The following is a 26,793-nucleotide window of genomic DNA, read 5'->3' on the forward strand; positions in this document are numbered from 1 at the left end:
AATTATCCTCCTTGAGAATTTGAGCTATGTTGTCGGTGCATAAAAGCTAACAGCGCCCATATCAAAAGCATTAGCAGCCCATCAGAAGCCAAACTAGACCAGGCGGCTCCCTTCCATGAATAAAGGGGAATTAGCCACAGGTTGAGCAGGATATTGAATAAAGCTATGATTACTTGTACGGCACTGCGCAAACCCTGGTATCCTGCACCGCTAAGTGCATCAGCACCAAAACACTGTACAGCTCTAAAAAAGGGAATCGGTGCCAACCAACGTAAGGCTTCCACTGCGATCGCATATTCATTTCCTAACACATAAGGCACCACTGGAGCGAATAATAGCAACCCTATGCCTGCGATTAATCCGTAAGAACCTGCAATTTTTACTAGTTGCTTGGCAAGAGTTAAAGCGCTACTAATACCATTTTTCCCCTCTCGAAAGAAATGTGCATAAGCTGCGGCTGTTATAGAACGCACTGGTACAAATGCCACGTCAATCAAGCGGTAAGCTGCTGCATATATGCCTGTAGCCTCTAAAGTTGAAAGGCGTGCCAGCATTGTCTTGTCAATGTCATTATAAATCGTATAGGAAGAAGCACCGATGGCAAAGAAAAAACCATCGGCAAGCTCAGGTTTGATACGGGATAGTGCCAGTTTTGGAGTTCCTAGCAAGCGATTAACAACTAAAATCGCTAGCAATGCTGAAACTGCGCTGCTGGCTAAGTACAAATAAGCCCAGTCTATGGTGCTGGCTTGAGTATAAAAATGCATTAGGGCGATCGCAGCAAGAACTTTAGTCAACATCGCAAATGTACTTATCTGAGCTGTTAGACTTAGGCGATCAACAGCTTGAAAAGATTGAGTAGATACAAAGACAATACTTGTAAAAAATAAATCACTCAGAGCAACTAACAATAGTAATAAAGGAGAGATTGTTCTAGGTAAGAAGATTGGAGCAAGCAGTATTAATAAAACCATCAATCCCAGCCCCGTAACAGAAATCATAAACAGGGCATTTCCCCAGTAATCCCTAAATAAAGCTCTATTTCTTGCTACATTTTTGAGAAGAAGAGTATCGCTGCCTAAACCAGCAAAAGGAGATAGAATCGCTACTAGTGCTGTTGCTCCAACAAACTCCCCATATTGTTCTACTCCTAAGGCACGAGCAATAATTACGAAGTAGAGGGCTTGCAAAACTATACGTAGCCCTTGAGCAATCAGAATCCACAAAGTGCCCCGCACCATAGGTTTCTGAAATAAGCTAGCAAGGCGCGATCGCAAAGCATTTAAATTCGTCATTTTTAATTTAAATTATAATTCTTAGTTCATTTGCCTCAAATTTCCCTGTACCATAGGTTGTTAGAATATGCAACTAGGCACGCTAAAGAGCATTTAAATCGCTCATTTTTGATCCAAACAATTGTTTATCTGGCCTTCTTGTCAAGAATTTTGCTTGTTGTTTAGGCAATATATATAAAGAAAGTGCGACTGCTACGTAGAGTACCCAAAAAATATCGTTGCGGATCATCAGAGAGCTTTCACTTAAGTTTGCCTGGAACAGGTATGTTAAGTACAATAATGGCCAAAAACCCTCTGAGGATTTGTTCAGACGTAACCAGGCTAGTCCATTGGCTAAAGTTGTTGCAAATCCAACCAAAAATACTAATACTCCTAACAACCCCAAATCGAGCCAAAGATCTAAAAGTCCATTATGGGAATTGGGTGGTGACCACCTCGCTGCACGCCAGACATAGGCAGCCGGACTATCCCAGCCTTGCCAGAATCCATTATACCCATAACCCAACCAAGGCTGCTTCCAAATCATATCCATCATGTAAGGCCACATATCTGCACGGCCAGTTAGTGTTGTATCCTTACCAAGCGCGTTCAGTAAATTTGCGGCATTAGAACTTAACCATAGAGACAAACTACCACCAATTGTAATTATGGCAATAACGGCAGGAATCATCAAGTGATAACGCCATCGGAAAGTTTGGTAAATAGGTACTAAGGTGAGGAGCGTTACTACGTTTATCAGAGATGTTGTTGACTTTGAAAGTAATAACAAGCAAATTGACAATGCCAAACCAAACCACGACAACCAACGCTTTCGTTTGGCCTCCATAGCTAAAAGCAAAAAGATTAAGGAACTCAGCACCATTATTTTGCCGAAAACATTTTTGTGTACGTAGATTCCCCGCCAAGCTCCTGCGTGAATTCCACCCATAATCCCATATTTGGGTAATGCCACGGCAAATATCAGACTCAATGCAAGTACTATGCCAAATGTCCAAACCAGTAACTTTAGTTGCTCTCTAATGCTGTATCGGGAAGCTAGGTAAAGTCCAAATAAGCTTGTGCCAACTAAAGCTATACCACGAGTTCTGGTCATTGTTGGGGTAAATGACCAAAATACCGATGCTACGGCAATCCCTACTAATAACCAGATAAATTTATCTTTACTAAAGACATAAATCACCTTTTTCCATCGCATAACGAGGAGGATAAATGTCAGTAAATAATTTAAAAAGAAGAGTATCTGAATTAGGGGAAACTCAGTTGGGCCTCCTGGTGTTACATCTCCTTCGCTAGAACCTCCTGAAAGAATTACAGTTAGAGGCCCCCCGGAATAAAGTACCAAGGACACAATTGTGAATACTTGTTCAGCCAATACTAGAATTTTTTTCATTTTTGCCTCTTAAATCGCAACAGCCGATTTAGCGGCGAAAAATGGTAACAAAGATTTCCCATCAAAGTAATCGGGAATCGGCGCACCCATTAATTCCAAAATAGTCGGAGCCAAATCTAAAATTTGACCTTCTGGCAAACTAGAACCAGGAGCAATGTTCGGCCCCTTTGCCATTAAAAATCCTCTTGGTCTGTGACCACCAGGGCGATAGTAAATGATCGGGCCTATACGTCCAATATCAGGACTATCAACGATATCAGTTGGGCGATCGTGCCACATTACTACTAAATCGGCATCTGGTAATTTAGGGTCATTTTCGGTAGGAGAATGCCGCGTCCGAACCACATCTTTTACTAATAGCTCTCCTGTCCTAGCATCCTTGAGACGATAGAGCATTTCTGTCAGTTCAGTGCAGAGACCGTCATATTCGCAAGGACTAACAATACCTTCTGGTTCTCGTCCTTGCAGGTTAATCCGGATATGTCCGTCTGAGAAGTTTGGCAGAGCAAACGCTTTCATTTGAGGCCAAAGGGGAGCGTACCATCTAGCCGGCATGTAAGCCAAATCATCTTGCTGCTGTGCTAGCTGGTAAGGCGAGATTAAGTCATTTGGGCCAGAGTGTAAAAACCTGCAAGGAGTCAAAGGTTTCAAGAAGCGCTTAAGCGTATTGGCTTCATACTTTTGCCGCCAAACTTCCCCTAACCAGTACTTTCTTATGGGATTAGTCCGCAATGGCGGCGGAGTTTCTCCTAATTTGCCAGGAGCAAGACCGACTTTTCCAGGAAAGTTATAGCGATAGAGTATTTCCGGGAGAAATGTCATACTCAACATATCAGTGATGTTGACTCCCATACCGTGTACAGAAAATAAAACGACATAGGCGTGGTCGGGAATTTCAGCTAGAATATCTCCGATCGCCTGGTCTACTTGTTCAAAAGCGTTAAGTATAGGGTCTCCAGCAACGCCTTTTCTCAGCTTCTTGTAAGAGTAGAGGGGGTGATCCGGCTGGCTTAAGTGCCAAAAGTCGTGACCCGCCGAATGAGTTTCGCTAAATACTGTCAAAAACAAGTCCCAGTCTTCGCGCTTGAGCAAATCACGGCAAATAGCCGAGCGAGTGTTAATAGTTTGCTTGAGTTCTTTCTGAAGCCATTCAATATAATGGCGATCCCACCAAATCCCTGTGTCGTTATGGAGAATAGTGCTTTTGCCATACTTATCGTTCAAGCTTGGCAAGAGGCCACTTGGCAGAGAATGGCTAGGGGTAAAAGGAAAATGTCCTCCCCAGCCTAAAACTTGCAAACCATTTATTTGCTCAGATAGCGTTGTTACAGGAACATCAAAGGTTGCTACCCGGTAGTGATCGCCTAAAGCATAAAAAGGTGGATATTCTTTGTAGTCATATCCGCCGTTAATGATGTCACAGCTAGTTTTATAATTACTCGCCTCATATTTGATCGTGTCCCAATATCCTGTTTTATTAGGTAAGCAACCCGTCAAAAACGCCACCCACGATGGCTCAGTTGCTGAAAACTCTGTAGAAACGCCATTGTAATTGACGAAGTTGTTGAGCCGTCCGTAAATCCCTTGTTGGCGGATTTGACTGATATTTTTAAGATGTCCTTGGGACATCCAGTTTTCTAACAACACTGGATCTGCCGCATCTAATCCAATAGCAATTACAGGTGTCTTCATCGGTTATCAAAATAAATAGTTGATTTATGTCGCTATAATCTTGTTTAAATGGGCAATTTTTCTCAGCTAACTCCAGATTGGATGCAATTTTTTCCGGTACGCTCCCATTAAGTCAGGCGGCGTTTTTGAGTGGCAGAGACAGTCTCAAAAGCCAAGCTCTGCATCCGACTGTATAGAGGTTTTGGTAACATCAAGAGTAAATAGGCAGCCACGAGGGTGAGCAGTGTGCGGCGCGGCTCCTCTAATATGATGCGCCAATAAGAAGCTAATGCTCGGTGGTTTAGTTCTACTGCTATCCCACCCGCTCCCTGATTAACGGCTCTGCGAGCTATGGCAGTGAGCTGATAAGCTCTAGCAGCATTTTCCCATTGCTCCATTAGTTCTGGAGCATAGGTGTGGGCTTTTTCCAGAAGTTTATCCCAGGATGCTGCCTTCTTAGAGAACTGATGAGAATATCCCCCTGAATGCATTCGATACTGAATCAAAACTTCAGGAATTCCCTCAAATTTCAGATCAGACTTCATAGTCATCCGCAGCCAACACTCAGTATCTTCTGAGGGGTGCAATTGCCGATCTTCATCGAAATAAAAGTCTTTTACAGTACTGTCAAGATTGCTTTTAAATTTAATTGCTTCAAAAACTTCTCGACGAGCAACCAAATTCGACCCGCTGCCAATAGGATCGCGCAAAAGTATGTGAAGAGGCGTAATATTTTTTGTCTTAGGCAGCTGATAAAGACCGAGAGGTTGACCCTCGGCATTAATGAAAGCAGCGTAACTATAGCTAACTCCCACGTCTGGCAAGTTATCTAAATGATTGACGTGCTTTTCTAGTTTTGTCGGTTTCCAGAGATCGTCAGCGTCTAGAAAAGCAATATATTGACCTTCAGATGCACAAATTCCCTGATTCCTTGCTGCGGCTACACCCCGATTTTCTTGGCGGATAATTTTAATCCTGGGGTCTGTAAATTGTTGGCAAATCTCTACGCTTTTGTCGGGGGAACCATCATCAATAATTAGCAACTCAAAATTTTTATAGGTTTGGTCAAGAACAGATTGCACCGTAGCCGCAATATATTTTTCAGCTCGATAAACTGGAATAATGACAGAAACTAGTTTCATGTTAAATCATCTACACCAGATAATAAGGAACAATTTGTTCTGCTAGTAAGCACCTTCTTTTGTCACAACCACTTTAACTGTTTTGAGCAAAATTTCAAAATCTAGCCAAAGTGACCAATTTTCGATGTAGCTAAGATCAAGTTGTATCACTTGTTCAAAATCTACAACGTTAGAACGTCCTGAAACTTGCCAAAGTCCAGTAATCCCAGGTAAAACTTCATGTCGAATAAAATGGTGTTCGGAAAATCTATCGACATCTCTAGTTGGTAGAGGACGAGGCCCAACTAAACTCATTTCTCCACACAGAACGTTAAAAAGCTGCGGTAACTCGTCTAAGCTATAACGACGGAGAAATGCACCTACACGGGTGATGCGAGGATCACTTTTGATTTTGAAGATAATACCATCTCTAGTTTCATTTAATGCTTCTAACTCTCTTTGCAGTTTTTCTGCATCTGCCCTCATAGTTCGGAACTTCCACACTTTAAAGGGTTGCCCACGTAGACCTATACGGGTCTGTCTGTAAAATACTGGGCCTGGGGAGTCTAGTTTGATAGCTATAGCAATGATTATATAGATAGGAAGTGTTAACAATACAAATGTTGCAGCTACGCAGAAATCTAAACTCCGCTTTATCCAAAAGTCTTTACCTGTAATTATTGGACAATCTAAACTTAGACAAGTAACCCCCCCGATTTGATTAAATTCTACATTTCTGTAAATTGGTTTCAGATCCATCGACAAGAGATGTACCGTTATGCCAGATGCCTGAAATAGCCAACGCAAAAACATTCTATTCTTTATGGCATTCCAGGCAACAAAAACTTCTGTTACTCCTAATTGATTAAGCTTTTCTAAGGTCTCCTGACGACGATATCTATCCAAGCATTTAGCACTTGCAGTGCCACGGATCATGTAACGCTTTTCTTTGTTAATGAAGCTAATGAACTTTTCGTTTTCTTCAGGATCGCAAATGATAAAAACAGAAGAACGTCCTAATATTTGTTGCTGACGAAGGTATTCAAGGGTAATATTTGCTACAAGTCTACCAGCACAAATAAAAGATGTGCTGAGCAACCATGACCATATTAATGTTGAGCGTGTAATTTCTACAATTGGTTGATATAAAAAACATACAACCAGTATTAGTCCATGGGCAAAAGTCAGCGTTTTGATAATATTCAAATAGTCATAACGCTTTTTACCTGGTTGATAATTGCCTTGGATAGCTAGCGCTCCTATTTGAATAGCAATGGTGATTAACAGCGATGAAAAGCTACTAGGTGTATGCCAAGGAAATACTACAGCATTAGTATGATATTTAGCTAACGTCCAAGCTACGAATAGAAGAATACAGTCTCCAGAAATTAGTGTGATTAATCGTAGCCACCATAAGCCCTTCCGCATTCTGCCAAATACAGACGCACGCAAATCTATAGGCGCTTCTCTTAATTGGGTAGTTGTTACAGTTTTAGTTGTCATAACTTTTGCTTCGATTAGTTAAGTTATCAACGACATTTGGGGTGTCTGATTGCACATTGAGGTGATTTGATATAAAATCTATCTTTAGGAATATATCGTTAGGTAGAGGTATAACCTGAGAGCGATTCACTATCAGTTGAAATGTGTGAGCAAGTTATATCTGCACAGAAATCTCGGCCTCGTCAAATTTTTGATAGTTCATAACCAAAGAGTTATACATATTCTGTTCTACTACTTCGTGATTGTTGGATTCCGTAGTGAAGAGTTGCAATTACTAGGGGTTGTTCTCTTAATTTGGGTAGCTAATTATTTATTTCCCTAGCTTGGTAATTGCAAGTTACTTCGCCATTTTGCCTTTTGACTACAGCTACAGCAGCTTTTATGTACTTCCTTAGGCTCTACTTCTCTAATCTCTGAAAAGCTTATCATACATAAATTTCCGAGCTTGCCTTCCCTAATATGACTTGTTTTTCAGGATTTGCTCAATAAATGATACTTGTTGGAGTCATCTTTATAGAGCAAGGAAGTTCAGGAAGTAGATTTCTCAATAGATTTAGTCCGATTTTCCTCATCTAACTTAACTTTAGTGTTTAATAAAAGACCCTTCCTTGTAAGAAGTTAACATTTCTTGGTTTCAAAACTACGTAATTCATCGCATCTTTACCGAGTATTTAATTTTTATGTCTAAACTAAATTGAGTTTGTGTTGATAATATAAAGAAAATATTTAATTACGTATTTGTGATAGAATTACCGCGCAAGTACGGAGACGGAACATAAATTTTACCTAATCGCTAGTTCCCATTGCCTGTCCAGCTAAATGGGCGGTAGTCCAAGCACTTTGAAAGTTAAACCCACCAGTCACGCCATCAATATCTAATACTTCTCCAGCAAAGTATAGCCCTGGAACCAACTTACTTTCCATGGTTTTAAAGTTGACTTCTTTGAGCTTAACTCCCCCACAAGTGACAAATTCTTCTTTAAAGACACCTTTACCTGCAATTAAGTATTCTCCCTGAGTTAGTTCTTGGACTAGGCTATTTAAAGTTTTGTTGGCTAGTCCTGCCCAGCGGTCTTCTGTAGTTATATCGACACGGGTGATAATGTATTGCCAGAGGCGGTGGGGTAAGTCAACACCACGATGCAATATTATTGGGCGCTTTGCCCATTCATTCTTGACATCTAAAATTTTTTGCCGCACTTGTTCTTGCTGTAAATGAGGCAGCCAATTAATTAATAATTTGGCTTGATAGCGGCTTTCATGCAAAACTCTTGCACCCCAAGCCGAAAGCTTGAGGACAGATGGGCCACTTAAACCCCAGTGAGTCATGAGTAATGGCCCAGTTTGTTCTAGTGGAGATTTGCCATTAACAAGCAACCGCAACTTTACAGGATTAACACTCACTCCAGCTAGTGCCCTCAGCTTTGGATCGAGAATGTTAAAGGTAAATAATGAAGGGACGGGCGGTTCAATTTGATGACCTAACTCCTGAGCTATTTTATAACCTACAAGGCTGCTTCCTGTTGCTAGCAGCAAGCGATCGCACTCATACTTTTCTCCTGACTTGAGAAAAATCTCAAATCCAGGCGTTTCGCTTTTTCGTTTAACTGCGACAACTGGTGTTCCAATGTGGACTTCTACTCCAGATGCTTTTGCCGTGTTCATCAGACAGTCAACAATTGTGGCTGAATTATCGGTGATAGGAAACATCCGCCCATCAGCTTCTGTTTTTAGCTTTACTCCGTGGGCAGCAAACCAAGCTACGGTATCTTGAGCTTGAAAGCGAGTGAAAGCACCCCGCAAGGCTTTTCCACCTCTGGGGTAATTCTGCACTAGTCTATCGGCTTCAAAGCAAGCATGAGTGACATTACAGCGTCCCCCACCAGAAATGCGAACTTTCGCCAATGGTTGACGGCTGGCTTCGAGTAACGTGATTTGGGCATGAGGATTGACTGTAGCACAGGCGATCGCGCCAAAAAAACCCGATGCCCCCCCTCCAATAACTACAATTTTTAACGGCAACAATTTCAAAACTATCTCAGTAACACTTACTTTCTAGACTAACTGTTATCTTGACTATTATTCTTCTGGTGCAAATTCCTCTTTACCTGCGCCGCAAACCGGACATACCCAATCTTCTGGCAAATCTTCAAAGGCTTTCCCCGGTTCTATTCCTCCATCTGGATCGCCTATTTCTGGGTCATATGTATAGCCACAGACATTACATATATAAGTTGGCATTTTCCTTTCCCTAGTGAACTGCTGATTTTGCTTCACTATATAAATATTACTGGCAGCACGTGAGCATGGATCGACGATAACGAATAACTACGCCTACCAGATTAAAAACGCCACCAGGTCTTTTGCGCGTAACTGAGAATTCCGATCGCGATCGCTCCTAGCAATAATAGCCAAATAATGCCGCCAGGAATAAAAGTGAGAATGCCAAAGCCTCTCAGTATCCACACGGCTATTCCAATTCCCAGCAGGATACCAAAAATCTGGGTTAATCTGCGATTTAAAGAAGATTGCCTCACTTATTTTTCCTCTTGTCTGGATCTTCACTGAATGCAAGTTGCATATTGATGATGTTTGTGCCATTCTATCTGTTAGAAACGCAGTTTTTCATTCATAAAGTCTTGCTCGTCTAAAAGCAGCTAAGTATTTTATTTTAATAATTGTAATCATCAATACATATTTTTAAAGTTTTTTACTAAATATTTACTGGAAATGACTGTTTGCGGAAAATTCATATAGTTAATTGGAACTAGAATCTAATCGGTTCGTCTCGATCCAGTTAAGTGGTTTGCAGTTTAAACCCGTCAAGTGGTGAGTTGAGGAGTAATTAAATTAAATATGTCTGCATCTCGTATCTCAGACTCAATTATTGCAGGTTCGGATATGGCTTGGAGTCAAGAAAAACAAAAGTTGCTAATGCAGGGTGAAATTTTTGTACAATCAGAACCGCATACAGCGTGGGGCGGTGCTGTTACTGCATGGATGTATGTGCCACTGGTGCGATCGCATGTATGGCAGCAACTAACTGATTATCCGCGTTGGGTACACTATTTTCCTGACATCACCAAAAGTGAGGTTTTGTCTAGAGGCGAGGCCAAACGGCTATATCAAGCAGCACAAAAAGCATTTTTGTTTTTCACGGCTCAAGTCGAAATTTATCTCAATGTTGTGGAAGTTCTTGGTCAGCAAATTCAATTTCGCATGGAAAAAGGGTCTTTTGAAGACTTTAGCGCCAATTTGGAGCTAAAAGATTGTGACAATGGCACCATACTTGCTTATAAAGTGCAAGCTACCCCTAATATCCTTATTCCCTCTATTTTTATTCAACAAGCAATGAATTTTGAGCTGCCTGCCAATATGCGTAAAATGCGGCAAGTGCTTTGTAAAGGCCAATAAAAGCAATGTCACAGGCAAAAGCTACTTTGAGGTTCTGGTTTGCTGAACCTGATGAACCAGGTTATAGCAAACCAAAGCCTTTTTGGTTTAGCAAACAACCTGATTTTGATTGGGAGTTGGAAATCAGCGTAAGCGTTGAGGGAGAATATTTTGAAAATTGCGTTGTGCTAAATGCCTTGCATATTTTTGCGGTCTAATATCAGTTCTGCATTTTACCTGCTTATTTGCCTCTTTCTTAAATACCTACCCTTGAAAGAATTCCCCCTTTCGCTCCCTTAAATTCTTTGCTGGTTTTACCACCGACCAACGGAATGTGCAAATGAGTTTATCTCCTGATGGTTTGGAATTGTTATTAGACCAAGTTGTACCACAAACAACTCCTGCCGCATCGCCAAACGCTCAAGTTTTGGCAACCGATGATGGGCAAGCGCGCAACCAGTAGCTTGTGGTTAATGCCCTTGTTGCCCTTCGCCGATGCCCAAGCAAGTGCACAACTCAAGCCAGAACAGTTGCCCTTAATTGGATTTCATCCCCGTTGGCTAACGTGATTACGCGCGAAAGTAAAAGCCTCGATACAAAACATCTTCTCGTTGATGGGGAATCCCAACTTTTCGGAGGTGCAAAACCGAACCTAGCCTGACTGCCAGCGATCGTAAATAAAATATTAGAAGAAAAATATTAGAAGAGGTGTGCAAAGTTAACCTCTCAAACCTCTTAGTGTCATGACTATAAATTGACAGAACAAGGAGGTAACGATTATGGCTTTAGTTCGTTGGCAACCTTTCCAAAAATGAACCGCGTGTTTGACAACTTGATGACGATGGATGGAGATAGGTTGAGTAAAACCTTTACCCCAACTGCTGAGATGCAAGAAACACCCGATGCTATTCATCTGAAACTGGAAGTTCCAGGGTTGGAAGTTAAGGATATTGAGGTGCAAGTCTCCGCAGAAGTTGTCATCGTATGAAATCCCTTACCAACGACAAAGTTTTAGGTAATACTCCCTCTGCGTTTGCAGTGAAGGCAAGTGCTACTCCAAAAATTATCGAATTGGAAAATAATTAGGTTTTCTCTTATTAAGCGCCGTTCTATAGCTATGAGAGCTGAATCTTTTTTGAAAACGCTAAGGAAATCCTGGTTTATGCGAGACACCATTGTCCGCAATCTGGAGTTATTCCAGAACTTCATTATCGTTTCCCTGTGCGTTGGCTTATTTTGCGTGATGTTAATTCGATTAGGAGAAATGTATATCTCCCTACTCAAGCCTCTAAATTTTCAGCTCATCACCTCTGATATCTTATTCATTCTGATATTGGTCGAGCTATTCCGACTCTTGATTATCTATCTACAAGAGCAGCGCATTTCCGTGGGAGCAGCAGTGGAAGTCTCCTTGGTTTCTGCACTGCGCGAAGTCATCTTACAGGGAGTGTTAAATATTCCAATTGGCCGCCTTCTAGGAGTTTGTGCTTTTTTGGTTGTTCTGGCTGGACTTTTGTTAGTGCGAGTTTGGATGTTCCGAAATTTCAGTAGTGTGAATCTGACTAATCCTGACCCAGTTAACGGCAATGCTGAATCATCTGAATATCAAGCCTTGACGGGAGAGCGTTACTCCTTTTAAAACTTGATTCATTTTTGATTTTTCAGTAGCGATCGCTTTTCCCGTTACTCTATTCGTGTTCGTTGCTCTGTGTAGTTTATTGGCTTTGCTTTTGGACTGAGTAAATCTAATTTCATTTGCCTAAAACTTTAGAGGAGGAAAACTATGATTAGTGTAGTTCGTCGCAGTCAAGTGGTAGGCTTGAGAGCAATGGATAGTTCTACTGCCACCAATTTCAATACCGTTGAAGAAGTTTGGATTGATGACGCAGGACGGGTGAGTTACTTTGCTGGAACCCAGGGATACACGCCGGTAGAACAGGTATCTGTCGTGGGGCCGGATGCTATCCTGACCTATAGTGCTATGCTCGAAGAGCCGCTACTGACAAATCTTCGTCGCTTGCACCGCCTGGGTGTTCGTTCTTCCATGACAGATGCCTTCGGTTGGGTCGATGATTTTATCTTTGATTGGGAAACTGGAGAGATTGCTGCTTATATTTTGGCAGGTGATATTGCTGCGCCCTTTGGCGGACGAGCGGTATTATTCCCTGAAGATGTGGAAACAATCGAAGCGGAAGCTATTGTCATCAAAGAAGGGGCAAACAAACGCCTCAAGAGTGAATCAGAGGGACTCAAAGGCTTTCTGAGCGAGAAGTCCCAGCAGGTAAAGAATTTAGTGAACCGGATGGGCGATCGCCTTAAATCTTTGGTTTCACCCCACGATAAGCCAGAAGCCGTGCGAGTGAAGATTAAACAAGTGCGTGACGAACTCGAAGCTTCTGGACAGCACGACAAAAACGCCTTACAACAAGCCACAGAGTTTCTGCTTTTGGAGTGGGAAAGCTTTCAGCAGAATCTCAACCGAGCAGGCGAGCGCCTCAAGAAAGCCTTTGATTCGGCTTGGAAACATCTCACTGGCAAAAAATTATAAAAGCTATTAGCTCAATAGCACGAAGATCGCGTCAGGTTGCCGCCTGCAACCCCAGTAAACTAAAGCGATCGCCAGTGCCAAGTCTCAACGGGTGGATAGCCATAGACCCAATACGGTTCGGTTAACAAAGTTATCTGTTAAGGCAAGCTGGGTAGGCTGGGGAAGTGAAGAAGTTGAATTTAACAATCTTTCTTTCCCAGATCAAGAACAGCTTATCCGAACCGTATTGGCAATGAGGGTATTGATGATAAATCGAGTTGTTGCTAGTGAATCGTTGTCACAAAAATTCAGTTAATTTAGTACATTTATACTGCTATGATGCAGTTGAATTGCTAAACTTTTAGCTAAAAAGTCAGCGAAGCGAATGGAGAATTTAGGTATGGATAATCCCAGTATTCTCTCGCATGTCTCGATCGGCACGAATGACTTTGAACGGGCGATCGCGTTCTACGACAAAGTTCTGCCAATGCTAGGCTGCAAGCGGATTATGGAGCATCCATGTGCCGTTGCCTATGGAAAGCAGTATCCAGAATTTTGGGTACAAACACCAATTGATGGTCAACCCGCAACAGTCGGGAATGGTACCCATATTGGCTTTGTTGCTCCAACCAAAGAATCAGTTCATGCGTTTTATCAAGCAGCGTTAGCGGCTGGAGGCGTGGACGATGGTGCCCCTGGCCCTAGACCGGATTATGGCGAACCCTACTATGGTTGCTTTGTCCGCGATCCAGATGGTCACAAGGTTGAAGCATCCTATTGGGATATGCAACTGATTCAGGAACTGTACCTGGATCGGTCTGAATAACTTTACCTCCAGCTAATACCATTTCACGAAATGCCTGATACAAATGATTGCTCTTTAATTCTTTCCCCCTGCCCACTGCTCCCTGCCACGCCAGTCGCTACAAGTCGCTTAACCCTTTCGGCAGTCGCTCATGGGGAGCCACTGCGTTGCGCGGGTTTCCCGCGTTGTAGCAAGTGGCGTGGAAACCCCCTGCGTACCCGTCGCTGCCTCACCAACGCACTGGCTCCCCCTGCTGCCTATTTGTATCAATCTTAAAGTGACACGGTATAACAATCCATATGCAGGTAGGTTCCACAATTAATTCCCTATTGAAACGATTAAAAAGGTGGATACCATCTGGCTCCACCTCGCAATTACACTTGAATCAAATTCCGAACATGTCCATTTTGTGCAAAACGCTCTGCTAGGATTTGTTGATAAACTGCTTCGTAACCATCAACCATGCGTTGCACGCTGAAGTTTTTCACCACATGCTCTCGACAAGCAAGGCGATTCAACTGAGGCACTTTATCGATCGCTGCTATACATTCGTCAACAGTGCGACACAAAAAGCCTGTATGTCCGTGGGCAATTACCTCTGGTGTCGAACCAAGTTCCATTGCAATCACTGGCGTTCCCGTTGCCATTGACTCAATCATTACCAATCCAAACGGTTCGCGCCAGGTAATCGGGAACAGGGTTGCTACTGCTCCTCCCATCAATTCACATTTTTGAGCGTGGTTCGCCTCTCCTAAATATTCAATTTGTTTACCATCAATGTGAGGTTTGATTTCTTGCTCAAAATAGTCGCGATCGACGATATCCACCTTACCTGCCATTTTCAAGCGCCATCCAGAACGCTTGGCAATTTCGATCGCTAAGTGCGGCCCTTTTTCAGGAGACAGTCGTCCCAGAAATGCCAAGTAACGGGGGTCTTGTGGTTGAGAGGAGAATTCATAGTTGCTCGTGTCAATCCCGTTGTAAACTGTAGCAACGCAGTTCAAGTTTAATCTGGGTTCCCGCTGGGCGTCAGAGATACTTACGAAGGACTGACGCCGGGCGTGCATAAATAACTTCTCATTATCGGGGGTAAAAACGCCATGAAGCGTGTGGACGGTGGGCGTTTGCACCAGATTGGCGTAAGGCAAAGCTGCATGACCCATGTGGGAGTGAACGATGTCAAACTCCGAGGCTCGCTCGTAAACTTGACTCAGTTGCAGCATTGCATAGATGTCGTATTCCTTGACGGTGGTATCTAGACGCAAAGCCTTGGGATGAACGGATTGTAGTTTGGACAGGGTAATCGAATCCCCACTAGCAAACAGAGTGACTTCATGTCCACGCTTAACCAGCTCATCTGTGAGGAGTCCGACAACTAGTTCAATTCCTCCATAAGCTGGGGGTGGGACTCGCTCCCACAACGGCGCTATTTGAGCAATCCGCATTGCACATTCCTCCTGTTGCAAATATGGTAAAAGCTAAATAAATGAACGCTCTTTAGTTACTCTTCACCGCTTAGAAGCTCTCATAAGACCATTTGATGAAACCTTACAGTTAAATTTAAAAAAAACTTTATAGTTTTGAAAATTCCCCAGCAGTACGGAGAACCGAAAAATTCCTGTTCGGCAAACTATATAAGAAGGTGGGTTGCCTTTCCCCAGATTTCTTCGCTAAATTAGCGCTTAGATATAGAGAGTGCTAACCTATTTATGTCTCAATGCAGGTGAGATGACAGGCTCCGATGCTTGTCCCAGGAATTTCTCCACCAGACAACTTGAAAAGGTGGGGTTTTCTCCTCCAAAGGGTAAGTGCATCAATTCCCACAACATAGATGTCGGAAAGTGGCAACTTAATTTGCCTTTCAATCCCACTTTTTAGTATTCAACTCATCCTGTCGCAATTGTTGAATTGTCAAATTTCAAACCAACTAAACCTACTAATTCACTTGAAACTCAAGATTGTTGTAGAGGTGATAAATCTATGATGATCCAGCGTTGGCAACCAATTGAAGCAATGGAAATCCTTCGTCGCCAAATTGACCAAGTGTTTGGTGAGTTCAAAGACTTAAGTAGCGATCGCTCCCCAACCTGGGCACCAGCAATTGAGTTACAAGATACCCCAGAAAACTTGCTTTTACGTGTCCTACTTCCTGGTATTGATCGCAACGAAATCGATATCCACGTAAGCCGCGAAGCTGTCTCGATTGCAGGTGAGCGTCACTACCCAAATGGCGCTAAAGATCCAGGCTACTACCGTTGTGAATTTTCCTACGGCAAGTTCTATCGGGTGGTGCCCTTGCCTTTACCCGTACAGCACGAACGGGCTAGCGCAGAGTTCTGTGATGGTATCCTGACCCTAACTTTGCCCAAATCGCAAGAGTATCACCATCGGCTTGTCAAAATCAACCTGGGTGAGATGGCATCGGCAACACCAGCTACCACTCTGGAAGCTGCCAGTGAGCCAGTGGAGAATGAAAGTAGCGCCACTGTAGCAACCGCCGCTTGATGCTAAAGGATATGGCCACGATTTGGACGTTTTCCTCATCGGACAATTAGGATTTTAGGACGCATCTCAACTCTAGAAGAAAAGGAGTTTTTAAAACAGCCAGATTCATTCTTTTAACATAATTTACTTATAAGACGCTTTCTTATTTGGGAAGGCGTCTTTATTGTGAAGTCATATCAAAAACTAATTTTAAGCCTTAATTAATATGGTGAGTCTAAAATCACCACAATTTCAATGCATTTACGATCAAAGCTGATATATTGTTAAGTTCAACGACTAGCCGAAAGACTTGACTCGCTTTCAAACCATATTTGATCTAGTTCCCTTTCACTAAAGCTGTAACCAAGAGTAGCAGCAAAACTGACAATCTTAGTTTTGTCCCAATGGCAACTACCGAAAAAGCCCTGACTACAGCAATTCTTATAATACTGCTCATAAATCGCTGGCTCCGACATGAGAAGTTCGTAAAAAGCATTAACCTGTTCTAATGGCATAAAATTTATCTGTTTTTATCTCTTATGGTTGTAATTTTTTAGTTTAATAAAAACTACATTTCCTTACAAGATAATTCCAGGTTGAATAATCAGCCTTTTGCAATCTTCATTCTTTGCTTCACTAAATTTTAAAGGATTTTTATATTCATACATTGAGTATATAGTCAACTAACTAAAGAAAATTTTATTAAATATTTAAATGTCTTTCTAGCTCGCTGAATAGAATATCCGTTGTAACAATAATTAGACTTCTTGTAAAATCTGAATAATATTAATGTAAACAAATAACAATTTTCCTGCTAAACTAGCTGCAACTAAACTGTTAATTGCTGTAATTAATATTGATACTTAAACTGAGGATAGATAGTTTAAAGGCAGAGATTCGTAACACCCTCTTGCTAAACGCAAAAACGCAAAGACGCAATACAGCGTCTTTGCGTGCGGAGATTATTGAGAAACCGATTAACTAGTGAACACTTCAACGGGTAAGCGGCTGAAGGAAAGACGTTCATTTTGCACATCCACAAAGATGGTGTCGCCATCGGTGAATTCGCCGCGTAATATAGCTTTGGCAATTTGAGTCTCTAATTCTCGCTGAATTGCTCGCTTCAGTGGGCGCGCTCCAAATACTGGGTCGTATCCTACTTCGGCTAAAAAGTCAAGAGCAGCATCGGTTAACCTAAGAGACATTTTGCGATCGCTGAGGCGTTGCCGTAATCTATCTGTTTGCAATTGCACAATTTTCCGCAGTTCTTGCTTGTGCAAGCTATGGAAGATAATAATTTCGTCAATCCGGTTGAGAAACTCTGGACGGAAGCTATTTCGCATTGCCTCCATTACGCGATGCCGCATTTCATCGTACCGTAAATCATCTCCTGCCAAATCAAGAATGTACTGCGAACCGATGTTACTGGTCATGATAATGATTGCATTCTTGAAATCCACTGTATGACCTTGAGCATCAGTAACACGACCATCATCAAGAATTTGCAAGAAGATGTTGAAGACATCGGGGTGTGCTTTCTCGATTTCGTCGAAGAGAATCACAGCATAAGGACGACGCCGAATCGCTTCTGTTAGCTGTCCGCCTTCTTCATAACCAACATATCCGGGAGGCGCACCGATCAGCCGGGAAACAGCGTGTTTTTCCATATACTCCGACATATCAATCCGCACTAAGGCATCTTCAGTGTCGAACATATATGCCGCCAACGCTTTTGCTAACTCGGTTTTGCCTACACCCGTAGGGCCAAGGAAAATAAAGCTAGCAATCGGACGATTAGGATCGGCCAGTCCAGCACGCGATCGCTGAATAGCATCTGCTACAGCTGTGACGGCTTCATCTTGTCCAATCACTCGCTGGTGCAATTCATCTTCTAAATGCAGTAGTTTCTCTTTTTCAGATTCCACTAACTTACTGATGGGAATTCCTGTCCATTTAGAAATGATTTCGGCAATATCAGCTTCTGTGACTTCTTCCCGTAATAAAGATTTACCAGTTCCTTGGGCGTGTGCTAGTTCGCGTTCTATCGCTTCCAATCGGCGATGCAAATCAGTTAACTTGCCGTATTTCAATTCCGCAGCGCGATTGAGGTCGTAATTTCTTTCAGCTTGTTGAATTTCTAAGTTAATTCGGTCAATTTCTTCTTTGACAGACTGAATTTTGTTGATGATATCTTTTTCAGACTGCCATTGGGTATTGAGTGTTCTTTGTTCTTCTTTGAGGTCTGCAAGTTCTTTGTCAAGTCTTTCTAAACGTTCTCTAGAAGCTAAATCACTTTCTTTTTGCAGAGATAGCTTCTCCATTTCCAGCTGCAAAATCTTGCGGTCGATTTCGTCGAGTTCTTCCGGTTTGGAGGTAATCTCCATTTTCAGCCTAGCGGCAGCTTCATCTACCAAGTCTATGGCTTTATCTGGTAAGAAGCGATCGCTGATATAGCGACTGGATAATGTCGCTGCTGCAACTAAAGAACTATCAGAAATCCTTACCCCGTGGTGAACTTCATAGCGTTCTTTCAACCCTCTTAAGATAGAGATTGTATCTTCCACGCTGGGCTGATCGACATAAACTTGCTGGAAGCGTCTCTCTAAGGCTGCATCTTTTTCGATGTACTTGCGGTATTCATCTAAGGTGGTCGCCCCAATACAGCGCAATTCACCCCGTGCCAACATTGGTTTTAACAAGTTGCCGGCATCCATTGCCCCTTGAGTTGCACCAGCACCAACAACGGTATGGATTTCATCAATAAATAAAACAATATTGCCGCCGGATTCGGTGACTTCTTTTAATACTGCTTTCAGGCGTTCTTCAAATTCACCGCGGAATTTTGCCCCTGCAATCAAAGCACCCATATCTAAAGCTATGAGTTTGCGGTCTTTGAGCGACTGGGGCACATCACCAGCCACAATCCGCTGCGCTAGCCCTTCGGCGATCGCAGTTTTACCGACACCCGGTTCACCAATGAGGACGGGGTTATTCTTGGTACGGCGAGAGAGAATTTGGACAGTACGACGAATCTCATCATCGCGCCCAATCACAGGGTCAAGTTGACCTTTACGGGCAGCTTCTGTGAGATCGCGTCCATATTTTTCCAGTGATTGGTATTTACCTTCTGGATTTTGGTCGGTCACTTTCTGGCTTCCTCGAATTTCTTTAATGATATTTTTTAGCTTGCCTTCGTCTAAACCAAACTCTTGGAATAAACTTTTGCCAAAGCGGTCATCTTTGGCATAAGCCAGTAATAAATGTTCAATTGAGATGTACTCGTCTTTAAAGTCCTTGCGATAACCGTCAGCCCGATCCAAAAGTGTATCTAAGCTGCGTCCCAAGTAGACAGAAGTGCTGCTACCGGATACCTTTGGCTGACGTTGGATAAATTGTTCGGCGCGATCGCGGATTTTTTGGAGATTCACACCCGCTTTGGTCAAAACACCGCTAGCTAGACCTTCTTGTTCCAGCAGTGCTTTCATCAGGTGTTCACTTTCTATCTGTTGTTGCTGATATTGTTTAACAATATCTGGGGTGTGAGCGATCGCTTCCCAGGCTTTTTCTGTAAATTGATTAGGATTAGTTGGTTGCATAGGCTTATTGAGAAACCACTCCAGACACAGAGAGGATAACACTCGCAATACGGCTATTTCTTTGCCTCTGCGAAGTGTTCATGGCACAGTAAATTCAAATTTGTTCTGATAAAGTCATTGTAAGAAGAGCGTCGTAAGCAGATGGATCGGTCTTCACGTCTTTTTTAAGTAGTAGTATTACCTGCTCAATAGAACTTATCGAAAACAAACAAAGCTACGTACAGCGTTGATTGCTGCGCTATTTGGGGCAACAGGTTACTAGCCTCTAATTCATCCAACCCTAGTTTGGTAGATTCATGCTAGCTGGCATTGTGGTTGAAATATATTGCCTAGAAATGCTTTGGTTAAATTTGTGACACATCTGTAGATAACCGAGGTTGGCAATTCTGTATCTCAGTATTGACAAAATACCTGAATTTCAAAAAGCCGTACAAATTATTGGCACACTCGGCTGATTTGAAAGTATTTACCATAACTATACTATTCAAATCAAATTGATAAATTGCTAATTAGACAAACAATATATAACTCAGTAAATTTATACAAGCAAGTGAATTATCGAATGCCAATTTCTGAAAAAATTCAAAATTTTATAAACTGGATACAAAGTTTTGACTATAGTGTTTTACAAAATGCAGATGATGTAGCAACAAAGTTGATTTCACCGATGTTTCGTTATCTTGGCTATCCTGATAGCTATCGCCGTTGTAAATTTGCTTTGCACGGAGCTAAATCAACTATCGAAGGAAAAGTATTAGAAATTGCTCAGATTTACTTTGCCACAGATGACATTAACCAACAAGCCACATTGGAAATGTCGCCCTTTTTTGAAGCAAATAGACGAAAATGCTTTTGAAATATATTTAGGTAATACAACAGTAATTTTATCTGAATTAGAAACTAAAGATTTATGTTTATGTATTGATGAAGTTTGCCAACAATACAAAAACTCTATAATTGAATTTGAAAATAACTTAGAAACATGGAAATTTGAACTTGTATCTTTAGCAAACTTTCGAGGAATTAAAATTTTATCTGTAAAAAATGAATTATGGAACTTAATGTATAAATTTGCTTGTGAATTTGATTATATTAAAGGGAAATCAGAATGGCACTTATTTCATCAAGAAGATATATCAATTAGAATAAGTCGTGGGATTCGTGACCATGTTTTTATTGTGCCTCAAGCTAGCAATTCTTGGACTTTAAGACATAATAGCGAAATAAATATTATTTATTTTATAAATGAAGTTCATTTACAATCCCTGGAAACAGGAAAATTAAATTCATGGAAGCAAGATATAGGGCCACGGGGAACCTGGACTGCTAAATATACTCAACAGTGGTTATTAAAAAAGTATATTCCCAAAGTTATTGATTATTACTCACAGAAAAGTGAGTTATTAGCAGCAGAGTTACTGTCACTAATAACAAACTATAAATCTCAGCGTCCAGATATTCAAGAAATTAATAATCTTAACGACTTGGTATCTTACCTACGTGATATCCAGTCTTGGCTACATTTATATGTAGACAATATAGCTGCTACGCTCTTTCGCTCATATTACACAGCATTTACAGATTTAGTACGTAATACTGATTCTGCCATAAATGGTATGGATTATATTATGGGAAATTTGCATAGTATTGACTGGCAGAAAACACCGGATAATATGACTAGCAAATTGATAGACTCGAAAAACTGGAATTTTAAAATTGCTTTAGATGGTTTAGAAAAACAAGTGGCAAGGATAAATATTTGTCAATATGAGAATAGTTATAATGCAGATTTAATAACTCGTACATTTATCTGGATTATAGAAAACGGAAAAATCAGCTTCTCACAATCTCAGCTTAATGCTGCAAAGCAGGCTTTATTACCACTTTGGGAACAGAGTCGCTTTGAAATGCGCCATGTGTACCCTAATCGTTAATATCAGGAATAAAGTAGGCGATCGCAGTTTGAGTAAGCTACATAATCTGCTGTAAATGCAACACAAATCCAGGTAGTACATTTTCTCCTGATAAACTAACAGGATTATCTAAAATCTCTACATCTTTACCTGGACGATAAATTTCTACCCGCTTGTTTTTCCTATCAATTAACCAGCCTAATTGAGCGCCATTTTCGATATACTCCTGCATTTTCTCCTGCAAGTCTTTGAGGGAATCACTAGCAGAACGCAACTCGACTACAAAATCAGGACAAATGGGGGCGAATTTTTCTTGTTGTTCTGAGCTTAAAGCATTCCATTGCTCAATTCTTACCCAAGAAGCATCGGGAGAACGTTCTGCACCATTGGGTAGGGTAAAGCCAGTTGAAGAGTCAAAAACTTCACCTAAATTACTCTTAGAGTTCCAAATATCCAGTTGGGTGGTAATTTTAACATTACGTCTGCCAGTATCGCTACCTGTAGGTGGCATAATTAATAGTTCCCCTGACGCTGTACGCTCAAATCGATAATCGCGGTTTTTCTGACACAGATGAAAAAACTGCTCGTCAGTCAAGTCGATTTTCAATTTCAGGGTAGGAGGTAAAGTGTTTGTAGCGATGTTCATGAGCTTACCCCAAGTTGCTACTTTCTAGTTTAGTAGTTTGTGGGGTGCGATCGCGTGATGAGATGATGGAGAGCAATTGCGTTTTATTTCAATCTTTATTTTTTCTTAATAGGTGCAGCTTTACCCAAGTAAATTGTGTTGTCGCCTGGAGGAAGAATAATCCAATTCAGCTGTATTAAACGAACTTTAAGATTAGTTATTGTTACACCCAAATCTTTTTGCATTGCATAAAGGTGAGACCATTTTGTTAAATCATGTTCTGCTGCCATCTGTTCTAAAATATAACGAGGCATAAGCAAATAACTAGCGAAACGTTGAGCTTGCCATTCCATCTTTTGCAGTTGGCCACTAACAGCACGGCACAAAAAAGGTTGCATATCTATTTCACCTTTACCACCCTGCTTTATCAGTTGTTCAAACTGGCTAGCAGTACTCTGGTCAATATGTAGCTCCCAGTGTCCCAGTTCATGAGCTAGCGTTGATTCTTCAAACCCTTTGGGAAGTTCCAAAATATCTTCATTGATTTCAATTAAATGCTCCAACGGCAAAATCCTCGCTGCTATTTGTCCCTCAGCATCGGGCGGTATCCTATCCCAAACAACATCCAACCCCAGAAACTCTGCCACACGAGTTGCATCTAAAGGCCACTTGGGAATATATTTGGGTGTTTCCTGCATACGCTTGAGAATATTATTAGCCCTAGCCTCAATTTCGCTATCAGGAATATAGCGATACCGCTTGATGATACTCAACCTTGCTTCTCCTCATTTTCTGGTTGTGTAGCTTCTCGAAAGACTCTTTTAGCAAAATCAGGATTCTCCTGCATTCGACGGAACAAAGCAGGCATTCCCTTGTAGTTTTGCTTGATAAAATCCTCGTCACGCTGGGGAATACGGCCAGCCGAAAAAATTAACTCTTCCTCATTTAAATCAAGATGCTGTGCCAGAGAACGAATGACATCTTCTTTTGGAGGATAGTCCGCGCGATCATTCTCTAATTTAGACAGATAAGTGAAATCTAGCCCTATTAGTTTTGCTAGCTCACGCTGACTAAATCCCTTATCTTTGCGGGCTTCACGAATAAGCTGACCAAAACTTTGATTCACTTTTTTTCCTACTTAACTAAACATGATAACAGAGTGTTGACTAAAAAATCAATACACGTTAGGGTGTAGTTGAAGAAAAAATCAACAAAGCTAAAAAGGATACAAATTATGGTGTGGCGGCCGTATGTGAGCTTTAACATTTGGTCACAGTTCGCTTCATCTGTTGGGCAAGAATATTGGCATTGTGATATGAAACGAGGTTTTTCCAGAGCGCGAAAAAAAGAATCATTAGTTAAAGCACTGTTGGAGCAAGACACTATTCCTCAACATATCGGTTTGCAGGCACAGAAGGGCATTTACGAATTTCACCAAAATATTCAACTATTGCACCAATTAGATGGTGTAGAGATAGTAGCAGAGAAGCTGAAATTAGACCAAGAGCCTATAGAAGTTAAGCAGCGAGTTATTAAAATTTTGACCAACTACCATCAGGAACCAATTCTCTGTGAAAAAAATATCATCAAACTTAGTCGAGGTGATGAAGGAATTCCAGAGCCAATCCTGATTCAGCAAGGTAATTATTTTTTTAACTTGTTTGTAGCTCTTGACTGCATTTTTATTGAATCAGACAACAGACTGCACATTTTAGATTTCAAAACAGGCACATCTAATTTTGATAGGCGACAAGCGTTTGTCTACCTGTTGGCAGCTACTTATATGTTCCCTGGACAAAAAGCTGTTGCTTCATTTTATAACTTGGAAACTAGTAAATGGTCTGAGCCAATTACCACCACTGATGCTCAACTCAAGGCAATTCAATCTAAATTAGCTCAAATAGCTCAAGAACATCAAAAAGAATTGGGTCGTTACAAGCAAAATCCATCTGCATTTGCTGAAATATTTCCTGCTAATCCTGGAATACCCTGTCGAAATTGTCAATTCACATCAATTTGTAAATTCCCTTTATTGGAGGTTTCCGCATGACTGTTGCTATTGCACCTACCCAAACTTATACCTCTTTTAGTGAAGTTTTTCCAATCAAAATTTTACAGCTTAAGTTAATGTGTTTTCGGCTAACACCTGAAATTGACAAAAAAGATGGCAACCGATTGAGCTATCATTTTAGTCGAAAATTACCTGAGACTGTTGTTATATGGTACAAGCCTTACTTTTGGATTTTGGCAGCATCTCATAAAGATTTACCTAGCAAAGAAGAATTACAAGATGCACTGAAAAGCATTCAAAATGAAGTAGAAGATTTTAAGGAACGCTTATTCGGTTTTCAATCAGTACGTCAGCCTCAACCTACACCTTTTATTTATTCTATGTTAGCTATTCAGGTTTTGAATAAAACCAAATTTAATTCTCCAATTGTTCTGTCTGATAATGGAGTTATGGTCAAAAGAGAACCAGATTTTTGGTCAGAAATTATCGAATTACAAGGTGAGTTTCAACCTGCTCTTAGTTTGACAGTGTGCAGTAGCATTGTGTTTCGTGATAATTTGGCTGATTTCTACGAAAAACATCCTCAACGACAAAATTCAGAACAGCTTTTAATTGGTTTAAAAGTTCAAGAAATTGAACGAGGTAGTAACGCAACAATTGTCGGTATTATTGGAACTATCGAAGAGCATAGAGATGAACTCTTAGCAAAAGCTACTGGTTCAACCAGTAAACAAGCACTACGAGATGCCCCAAAAGATCAACCTGTTGTTGCTGTACAGTTCGGTAAAGATACAAAACAGTTTCACTATGCTATGGCAGCTTTACGTCCCAGTATTACATCTGCCACAGCCGATCAATTTGAAGTTGAATACGGAAAGCTACTTAAGGCTACTAAAATCTCGCATCAAGACAGAACAAGCCTCTTGGCATCTTATAAAAAAATAGCAACAGACGCTTTAAGTACTTATGGAATTCAACTAGAACGTAGTATCAATAGTATTCAACATCCAAATTTATTCTGGAAACCTGAATTTCCTATAGAGGAAACTCCTCTAATTTTTGGTAATAACTTTATAACCAAAAGAAGTGATGTTCTAAATGGTCTTAAAAAAGGTGGAGTTTATCGCCGTCACCCTGATTTTAAAGATAAATCCAAAGTGATTCATATTGCAGCACTCAAACTTTGTGATTTAAAAGTAGATCCGTTCCTGAAATTACTTAAGCAGCGTCTGGAACTATATGGCTTTAAAAGTGAAGTTATTACTAAGCAACCTTTGTCACTGGATAACCTGACTAAGACTGAGGCAAGAGCAGATATTGAAAAGAAAGTTAATGAATTAATTGAGATACCACACGACATTATTGTAACTTTTTTACCTCAAAGCGATCGTCTTGATGATGATACAAATGAGGGAAGTTTTTACCATCAAATATACTCTTTATTACTCCGCCGTCAAATTGCTAGCCAAATGATTTATGAAGATACTTTGAATAAGCCTGGAAATTATCAGTATATCTTGAATCAGGTAATTCCTGGAATTCTAGCAAAGTTAGGTAATTTGCCTTTCGTTCTAGCCGAAAACTTAAAAGATGCTGATTATTTTATTGGCTTGGATGTTTCTAGAATTTCCAAAAAAAAGCAAGCAGGGACAAGAAATGCCTGTGCTAGTATACGTCTCTATGGCAAACAAGGGGAGTTTGTTCGTTATCAACTAGAAGATGATTTAATTGATGGTGAAGAAATACCACCTAAACTATTGGAGCGATTATTACCTGCTGCTGAATTAGCAAACAAAACAGTCTTAATTTATCGTGATGGTTCCTTTGTTGGGAATGAAGCTGATTATTTAGTAGATAGAGCTAAGGCAATAGGAGCTAAGTTTATTTTGGTGGAATGTAAAAAGTCTGGTATTCCTCGACTGTATAACTTAAAACAAAAAGTTGCCATAGCACCTTCACAAGGCTTAGGACTTCGTTTATCATCTCGTGAAGCAATTCTGGTAACAACTAAAGTTCCTGATAAAGTTGGTTTGGCTCGTCCTATACGTTTAACAATTCATGAGAAAGGACACCAAATCTTAATAGAAAGTGTTTTAGAAACTACTCTAAAACTTACGTTATTGCATCATGGAGCTTTAAAAGAACCTCGCTTACCTATGCCATTATATGGATCTGATCGCATGGCTTATCTACGTTTGCAAGGTATTCGTCCTAGCCAGATGGAAGGCGATCGCCAGTTTTGGCTGTAATAATTAACGCCAATGTTACAAATATTTTGTGATCGCCTCTTAAAACTACTACCAAATAAACACGAAAAAGCGCCCTTCCAATTGGAAGAGCGCTTATCATTGACATAGAAGCTATTGATTTTGCTTCAAAAGATTAACCGTTGATAGCAGGAGCACTGATTGCAACAGGAGCTTGCTCACCGCTAGCCAAATCTAGAGGGAAGTTGTGAG

Annotated in this window: 28 protein-coding genes and 2 pseudogenes; 14 read left to right on the top strand and 16 right to left on the bottom strand. The window is 41.0% G+C overall.

Features of this window, described 5'->3' with window-relative positions:
• Positions 1 to 2: 2 nt before the first annotated feature.
• From AC5JL8_RS27760 to AC5JL8_RS27795, 8 genes are all read right to left on the bottom strand, one after another.
• Positions 3 to 1,295, bottom strand: a complete 1,293-nt coding sequence (locus AC5JL8_RS27760) for a flippase (protein WP_495882906.1) — start codon at positions 1,293 to 1,295, stop codon at positions 3 to 5.
• Positions 1,296 to 1,377: 82 nt separating this feature from the next.
• Complete coding sequence (locus AC5JL8_RS27765; RefSeq protein WP_495882907.1) at positions 1,378 to 2,685, bottom strand: O-antigen ligase family protein; 1,308 nt, start codon at positions 2,683 to 2,685, stop codon at positions 1,378 to 1,380.
• A gap of 9 nt (positions 2,686 to 2,694) precedes the next feature.
• Positions 2,695 to 4,377, bottom strand: coding sequence for an alkaline phosphatase family protein (locus AC5JL8_RS27770; RefSeq protein ID WP_495882908.1), 1,683 nt, complete (start codon positions 4,375 to 4,377; stop codon positions 2,695 to 2,697).
• 107 nt (positions 4,378 to 4,484) lie between these two features.
• Entirely contained in the window at positions 4,485 to 5,498 is a 1,014-nt protein-coding gene (locus tag AC5JL8_RS27775) for a glycosyltransferase family 2 protein (protein WP_495882909.1), read from the bottom strand.
• 42 nt (positions 5,499 to 5,540) lie between these two features.
• Positions 5,541 to 6,980 carry a sugar transferase gene (locus AC5JL8_RS27780; protein WP_495882910.1) on the bottom strand — a complete coding sequence of 480 codons (1,440 nt, stop codon included), beginning with the start codon at positions 6,978 to 6,980 and terminating at the stop codon, positions 5,541 to 5,543.
• A gap of 786 nt (positions 6,981 to 7,766) precedes the next feature.
• On the bottom strand, positions 7,767 to 9,005 hold the full coding sequence (locus tag AC5JL8_RS27785) for a BaiN/RdsA family NAD(P)/FAD-dependent oxidoreductase (protein WP_495882932.1): 1,239 nt from the start codon (positions 9,003 to 9,005) through the stop codon (positions 7,767 to 7,769).
• Positions 9,006 to 9,059: 54 nt separating this feature from the next.
• Positions 9,060 to 9,221 carry a rubredoxin gene (rd, locus tag AC5JL8_RS27790; protein ID WP_495882911.1) on the bottom strand — a complete coding sequence of 54 codons (162 nt, stop codon included), beginning with the start codon at positions 9,219 to 9,221 and terminating at the stop codon, positions 9,060 to 9,062.
• A 101-nt stretch (positions 9,222 to 9,322) separates the two neighbouring features.
• A complete protein-coding gene (locus tag AC5JL8_RS27795; protein WP_495882912.1) occupies positions 9,323 to 9,517 on the bottom strand; it encodes a hypothetical protein in 195 nt (64 codons plus the stop codon).
• 319 nt (positions 9,518 to 9,836) lie between these two features.
• Here AC5JL8_RS27795 and AC5JL8_RS27800 point away from each other — a divergent pair, with 319 nt between their 5' ends.
• The 3 genes and pseudogenes from AC5JL8_RS27800 to AC5JL8_RS27810 all read left to right on the top strand — a co-directional run.
• Positions 9,837 to 10,394 (top strand): SRPBCC family protein, encoded by a 558-nt coding sequence (locus tag AC5JL8_RS27800; protein WP_495882913.1) that lies wholly within the window; start codon positions 9,837 to 9,839, stop codon positions 10,392 to 10,394.
• 5 nt (positions 10,395 to 10,399) lie between these two features.
• Positions 10,400 to 10,591 (top strand): hypothetical protein, encoded by a 192-nt coding sequence (locus AC5JL8_RS27805; protein WP_495882914.1) that lies wholly within the window; start codon positions 10,400 to 10,402, stop codon positions 10,589 to 10,591.
• 87 nt (positions 10,592 to 10,678) lie between these two features.
• A pseudogene (locus AC5JL8_RS27810) lies at positions 10,679 to 10,942 on the top strand (hypothetical protein); the annotation flags it as partial.
• Here AC5JL8_RS27810 and AC5JL8_RS27815 read toward each other — a convergent pair.
• A complete protein-coding gene (locus AC5JL8_RS27815; protein WP_495882915.1) occupies positions 10,943 to 11,089 on the bottom strand; it encodes a hypothetical protein in 147 nt (48 codons plus the stop codon). It lies immediately after the preceding pseudogene.
• Positions 11,090 to 11,127: 38 nt separating this feature from the next.
• Between AC5JL8_RS27815 and AC5JL8_RS27820 the strand changes: the two genes are divergently transcribed.
• The 5 genes from AC5JL8_RS27820 to AC5JL8_RS27840 all read left to right on the top strand — a co-directional run bounded on the left by AC5JL8_RS27820 (position 11,128) and on the right by AC5JL8_RS27840 (position 13,981).
• Complete coding sequence (locus AC5JL8_RS27820) at positions 11,128 to 11,361, top strand: Hsp20/alpha crystallin family protein (protein ID WP_495882916.1); 234 nt, start codon at positions 11,128 to 11,130, stop codon at positions 11,359 to 11,361.
• A gap of 174 nt (positions 11,362 to 11,535) precedes the next feature.
• On the top strand, positions 11,536 to 12,012 hold the full coding sequence (locus tag AC5JL8_RS27825) for a phosphate-starvation-inducible PsiE family protein (protein WP_495882917.1): 477 nt from the start codon (positions 11,536 to 11,538) through the stop codon (positions 12,010 to 12,012).
• 144 nt (positions 12,013 to 12,156) lie between these two features.
• Positions 12,157 to 12,921: a photosystem reaction center subunit H gene (locus AC5JL8_RS27830; protein WP_495882918.1), complete on the top strand. Its 765-nt coding sequence runs from the start codon at positions 12,157 to 12,159 to the stop codon at positions 12,919 to 12,921.
• Between the two features lie 379 nt (positions 12,922 to 13,300).
• Positions 13,301 to 13,726 (top strand): VOC family protein, encoded by a 426-nt coding sequence (locus tag AC5JL8_RS27835; protein ID WP_495882919.1) that lies wholly within the window; start codon positions 13,301 to 13,303, stop codon positions 13,724 to 13,726.
• 30 nt (positions 13,727 to 13,756) lie between these two features.
• Positions 13,757 to 13,981, top strand: coding sequence for a hypothetical protein (locus AC5JL8_RS27840; protein ID WP_495882920.1), 225 nt, complete (start codon positions 13,757 to 13,759; stop codon positions 13,979 to 13,981).
• A gap of 98 nt (positions 13,982 to 14,079) precedes the next feature.
• Here AC5JL8_RS27840 and AC5JL8_RS27845 read toward each other — a convergent pair whose 3' ends face one another.
• On the bottom strand, positions 14,080 to 15,150 hold the full coding sequence (locus tag AC5JL8_RS27845; protein WP_495882921.1) for a glycosyltransferase family 4 protein: 1,071 nt from the start codon (positions 15,148 to 15,150) through the stop codon (positions 14,080 to 14,082).
• Positions 15,151 to 15,685: 535 nt separating this feature from the next.
• Here AC5JL8_RS27845 and AC5JL8_RS27850 point away from each other — a divergent pair.
• A complete protein-coding gene (locus tag AC5JL8_RS27850) occupies positions 15,686 to 16,210 on the top strand; it encodes an Hsp20/alpha crystallin family protein (protein WP_495882922.1) in 525 nt (174 codons plus the stop codon).
• A gap of 9 nt (positions 16,211 to 16,219) precedes the next feature.
• The gene (locus AC5JL8_RS27855; RefSeq protein ID WP_495882933.1) at positions 16,220 to 16,327 is read left to right on the top strand and encodes a DUF924 family protein; all 108 of its coding nucleotides are present in this window, start codon (positions 16,220 to 16,222) and stop codon (positions 16,325 to 16,327) included.
• Between the two features lie 152 nt (positions 16,328 to 16,479).
• On the opposite strand, the gene AC5JL8_RS27860 is transcribed toward AC5JL8_RS27855, so the two are convergent.
• The gene (locus tag AC5JL8_RS27860) at positions 16,480 to 16,704 is read right to left on the bottom strand and encodes a Nif11-like leader peptide family natural product precursor (protein WP_495882923.1); all 225 of its coding nucleotides are present in this window, start codon (positions 16,702 to 16,704) and stop codon (positions 16,480 to 16,482) included.
• A gap of 462 nt (positions 16,705 to 17,166) precedes the next feature.
• Entirely contained in the window at positions 17,167 to 19,785 is a 2,619-nt protein-coding gene (gene clpB / locus AC5JL8_RS27865; RefSeq protein WP_495882924.1) for an ATP-dependent chaperone ClpB, read from the bottom strand.
• Positions 19,786 to 20,347: 562 nt separating this feature from the next.
• Between clpB and AC5JL8_RS27870 the strand changes: the two genes are divergently transcribed.
• Together AC5JL8_RS27870 and AC5JL8_RS27875 are read left to right on the top strand one after the other, a co-directional pair.
• Positions 20,348 to 20,641: a hypothetical protein gene (locus AC5JL8_RS27870; protein WP_495882925.1), complete on the top strand. Its 294-nt coding sequence runs from the start codon at positions 20,348 to 20,350 to the stop codon at positions 20,639 to 20,641.
• Positions 20,571 to 21,719, top strand: a complete 1,149-nt coding sequence (locus tag AC5JL8_RS27875) for a hypothetical protein (RefSeq protein WP_495882926.1) — start codon at positions 20,571 to 20,573, stop codon at positions 21,717 to 21,719. The genes AC5JL8_RS27870 and AC5JL8_RS27875 overlap by 71 nt, the downstream gene beginning before the upstream one ends.
• A gap of 37 nt (positions 21,720 to 21,756) precedes the next feature.
• On the opposite strand, the gene AC5JL8_RS27880 is transcribed toward AC5JL8_RS27875, so the two are convergent.
• From AC5JL8_RS27880 to AC5JL8_RS27890, 3 genes are all read right to left on the bottom strand, one after another.
• A complete protein-coding gene (locus AC5JL8_RS27880) occupies positions 21,757 to 22,344 on the bottom strand; it encodes a Uma2 family endonuclease (RefSeq protein WP_495882927.1) in 588 nt (195 codons plus the stop codon).
• A 95-nt stretch (positions 22,345 to 22,439) separates the two neighbouring features.
• Positions 22,440 to 23,096, bottom strand: a complete 657-nt coding sequence (locus AC5JL8_RS27885; RefSeq protein WP_495882928.1) for an ImmA/IrrE family metallo-endopeptidase — start codon at positions 23,094 to 23,096, stop codon at positions 22,440 to 22,442.
• The gene (locus AC5JL8_RS27890; protein WP_334838011.1) at positions 23,093 to 23,449 is read right to left on the bottom strand and encodes a helix-turn-helix domain-containing protein; all 357 of its coding nucleotides are present in this window, start codon (positions 23,447 to 23,449) and stop codon (positions 23,093 to 23,095) included. The genes AC5JL8_RS27885 and AC5JL8_RS27890 overlap by 4 nt, the downstream gene beginning before the upstream one ends.
• Positions 23,450 to 23,557: 108 nt before the next feature.
• Here AC5JL8_RS27890 and AC5JL8_RS27895 point away from each other — a divergent pair, with 108 nt between their 5' ends.
• Together AC5JL8_RS27895 and AC5JL8_RS27900 are read left to right on the top strand one after the other, a co-directional pair.
• On the top strand, positions 23,558 to 24,373 hold the full coding sequence (locus tag AC5JL8_RS27895; RefSeq protein ID WP_495882929.1) for a PD-(D/E)XK nuclease family protein: 816 nt from the start codon (positions 23,558 to 23,560) through the stop codon (positions 24,371 to 24,373).
• The gene (locus AC5JL8_RS27900; RefSeq protein ID WP_495882930.1) at positions 24,370 to 26,583 is read left to right on the top strand and encodes a Piwi domain-containing protein; all 2,214 of its coding nucleotides are present in this window, start codon (positions 24,370 to 24,372) and stop codon (positions 26,581 to 26,583) included. The genes AC5JL8_RS27895 and AC5JL8_RS27900 overlap by 4 nt, the downstream gene beginning before the upstream one ends.
• 133 nt (positions 26,584 to 26,716) lie before the next feature.
• Here AC5JL8_RS27900 and AC5JL8_RS27905 read toward each other — a convergent pair.
• Positions 26,717 to 26,793: pseudogene (locus tag AC5JL8_RS27905) on the bottom strand (photosystem II protein D1); the annotation flags it as partial.

It is taken from the genome of Mojavia sp., assembly GCF_059505145.1.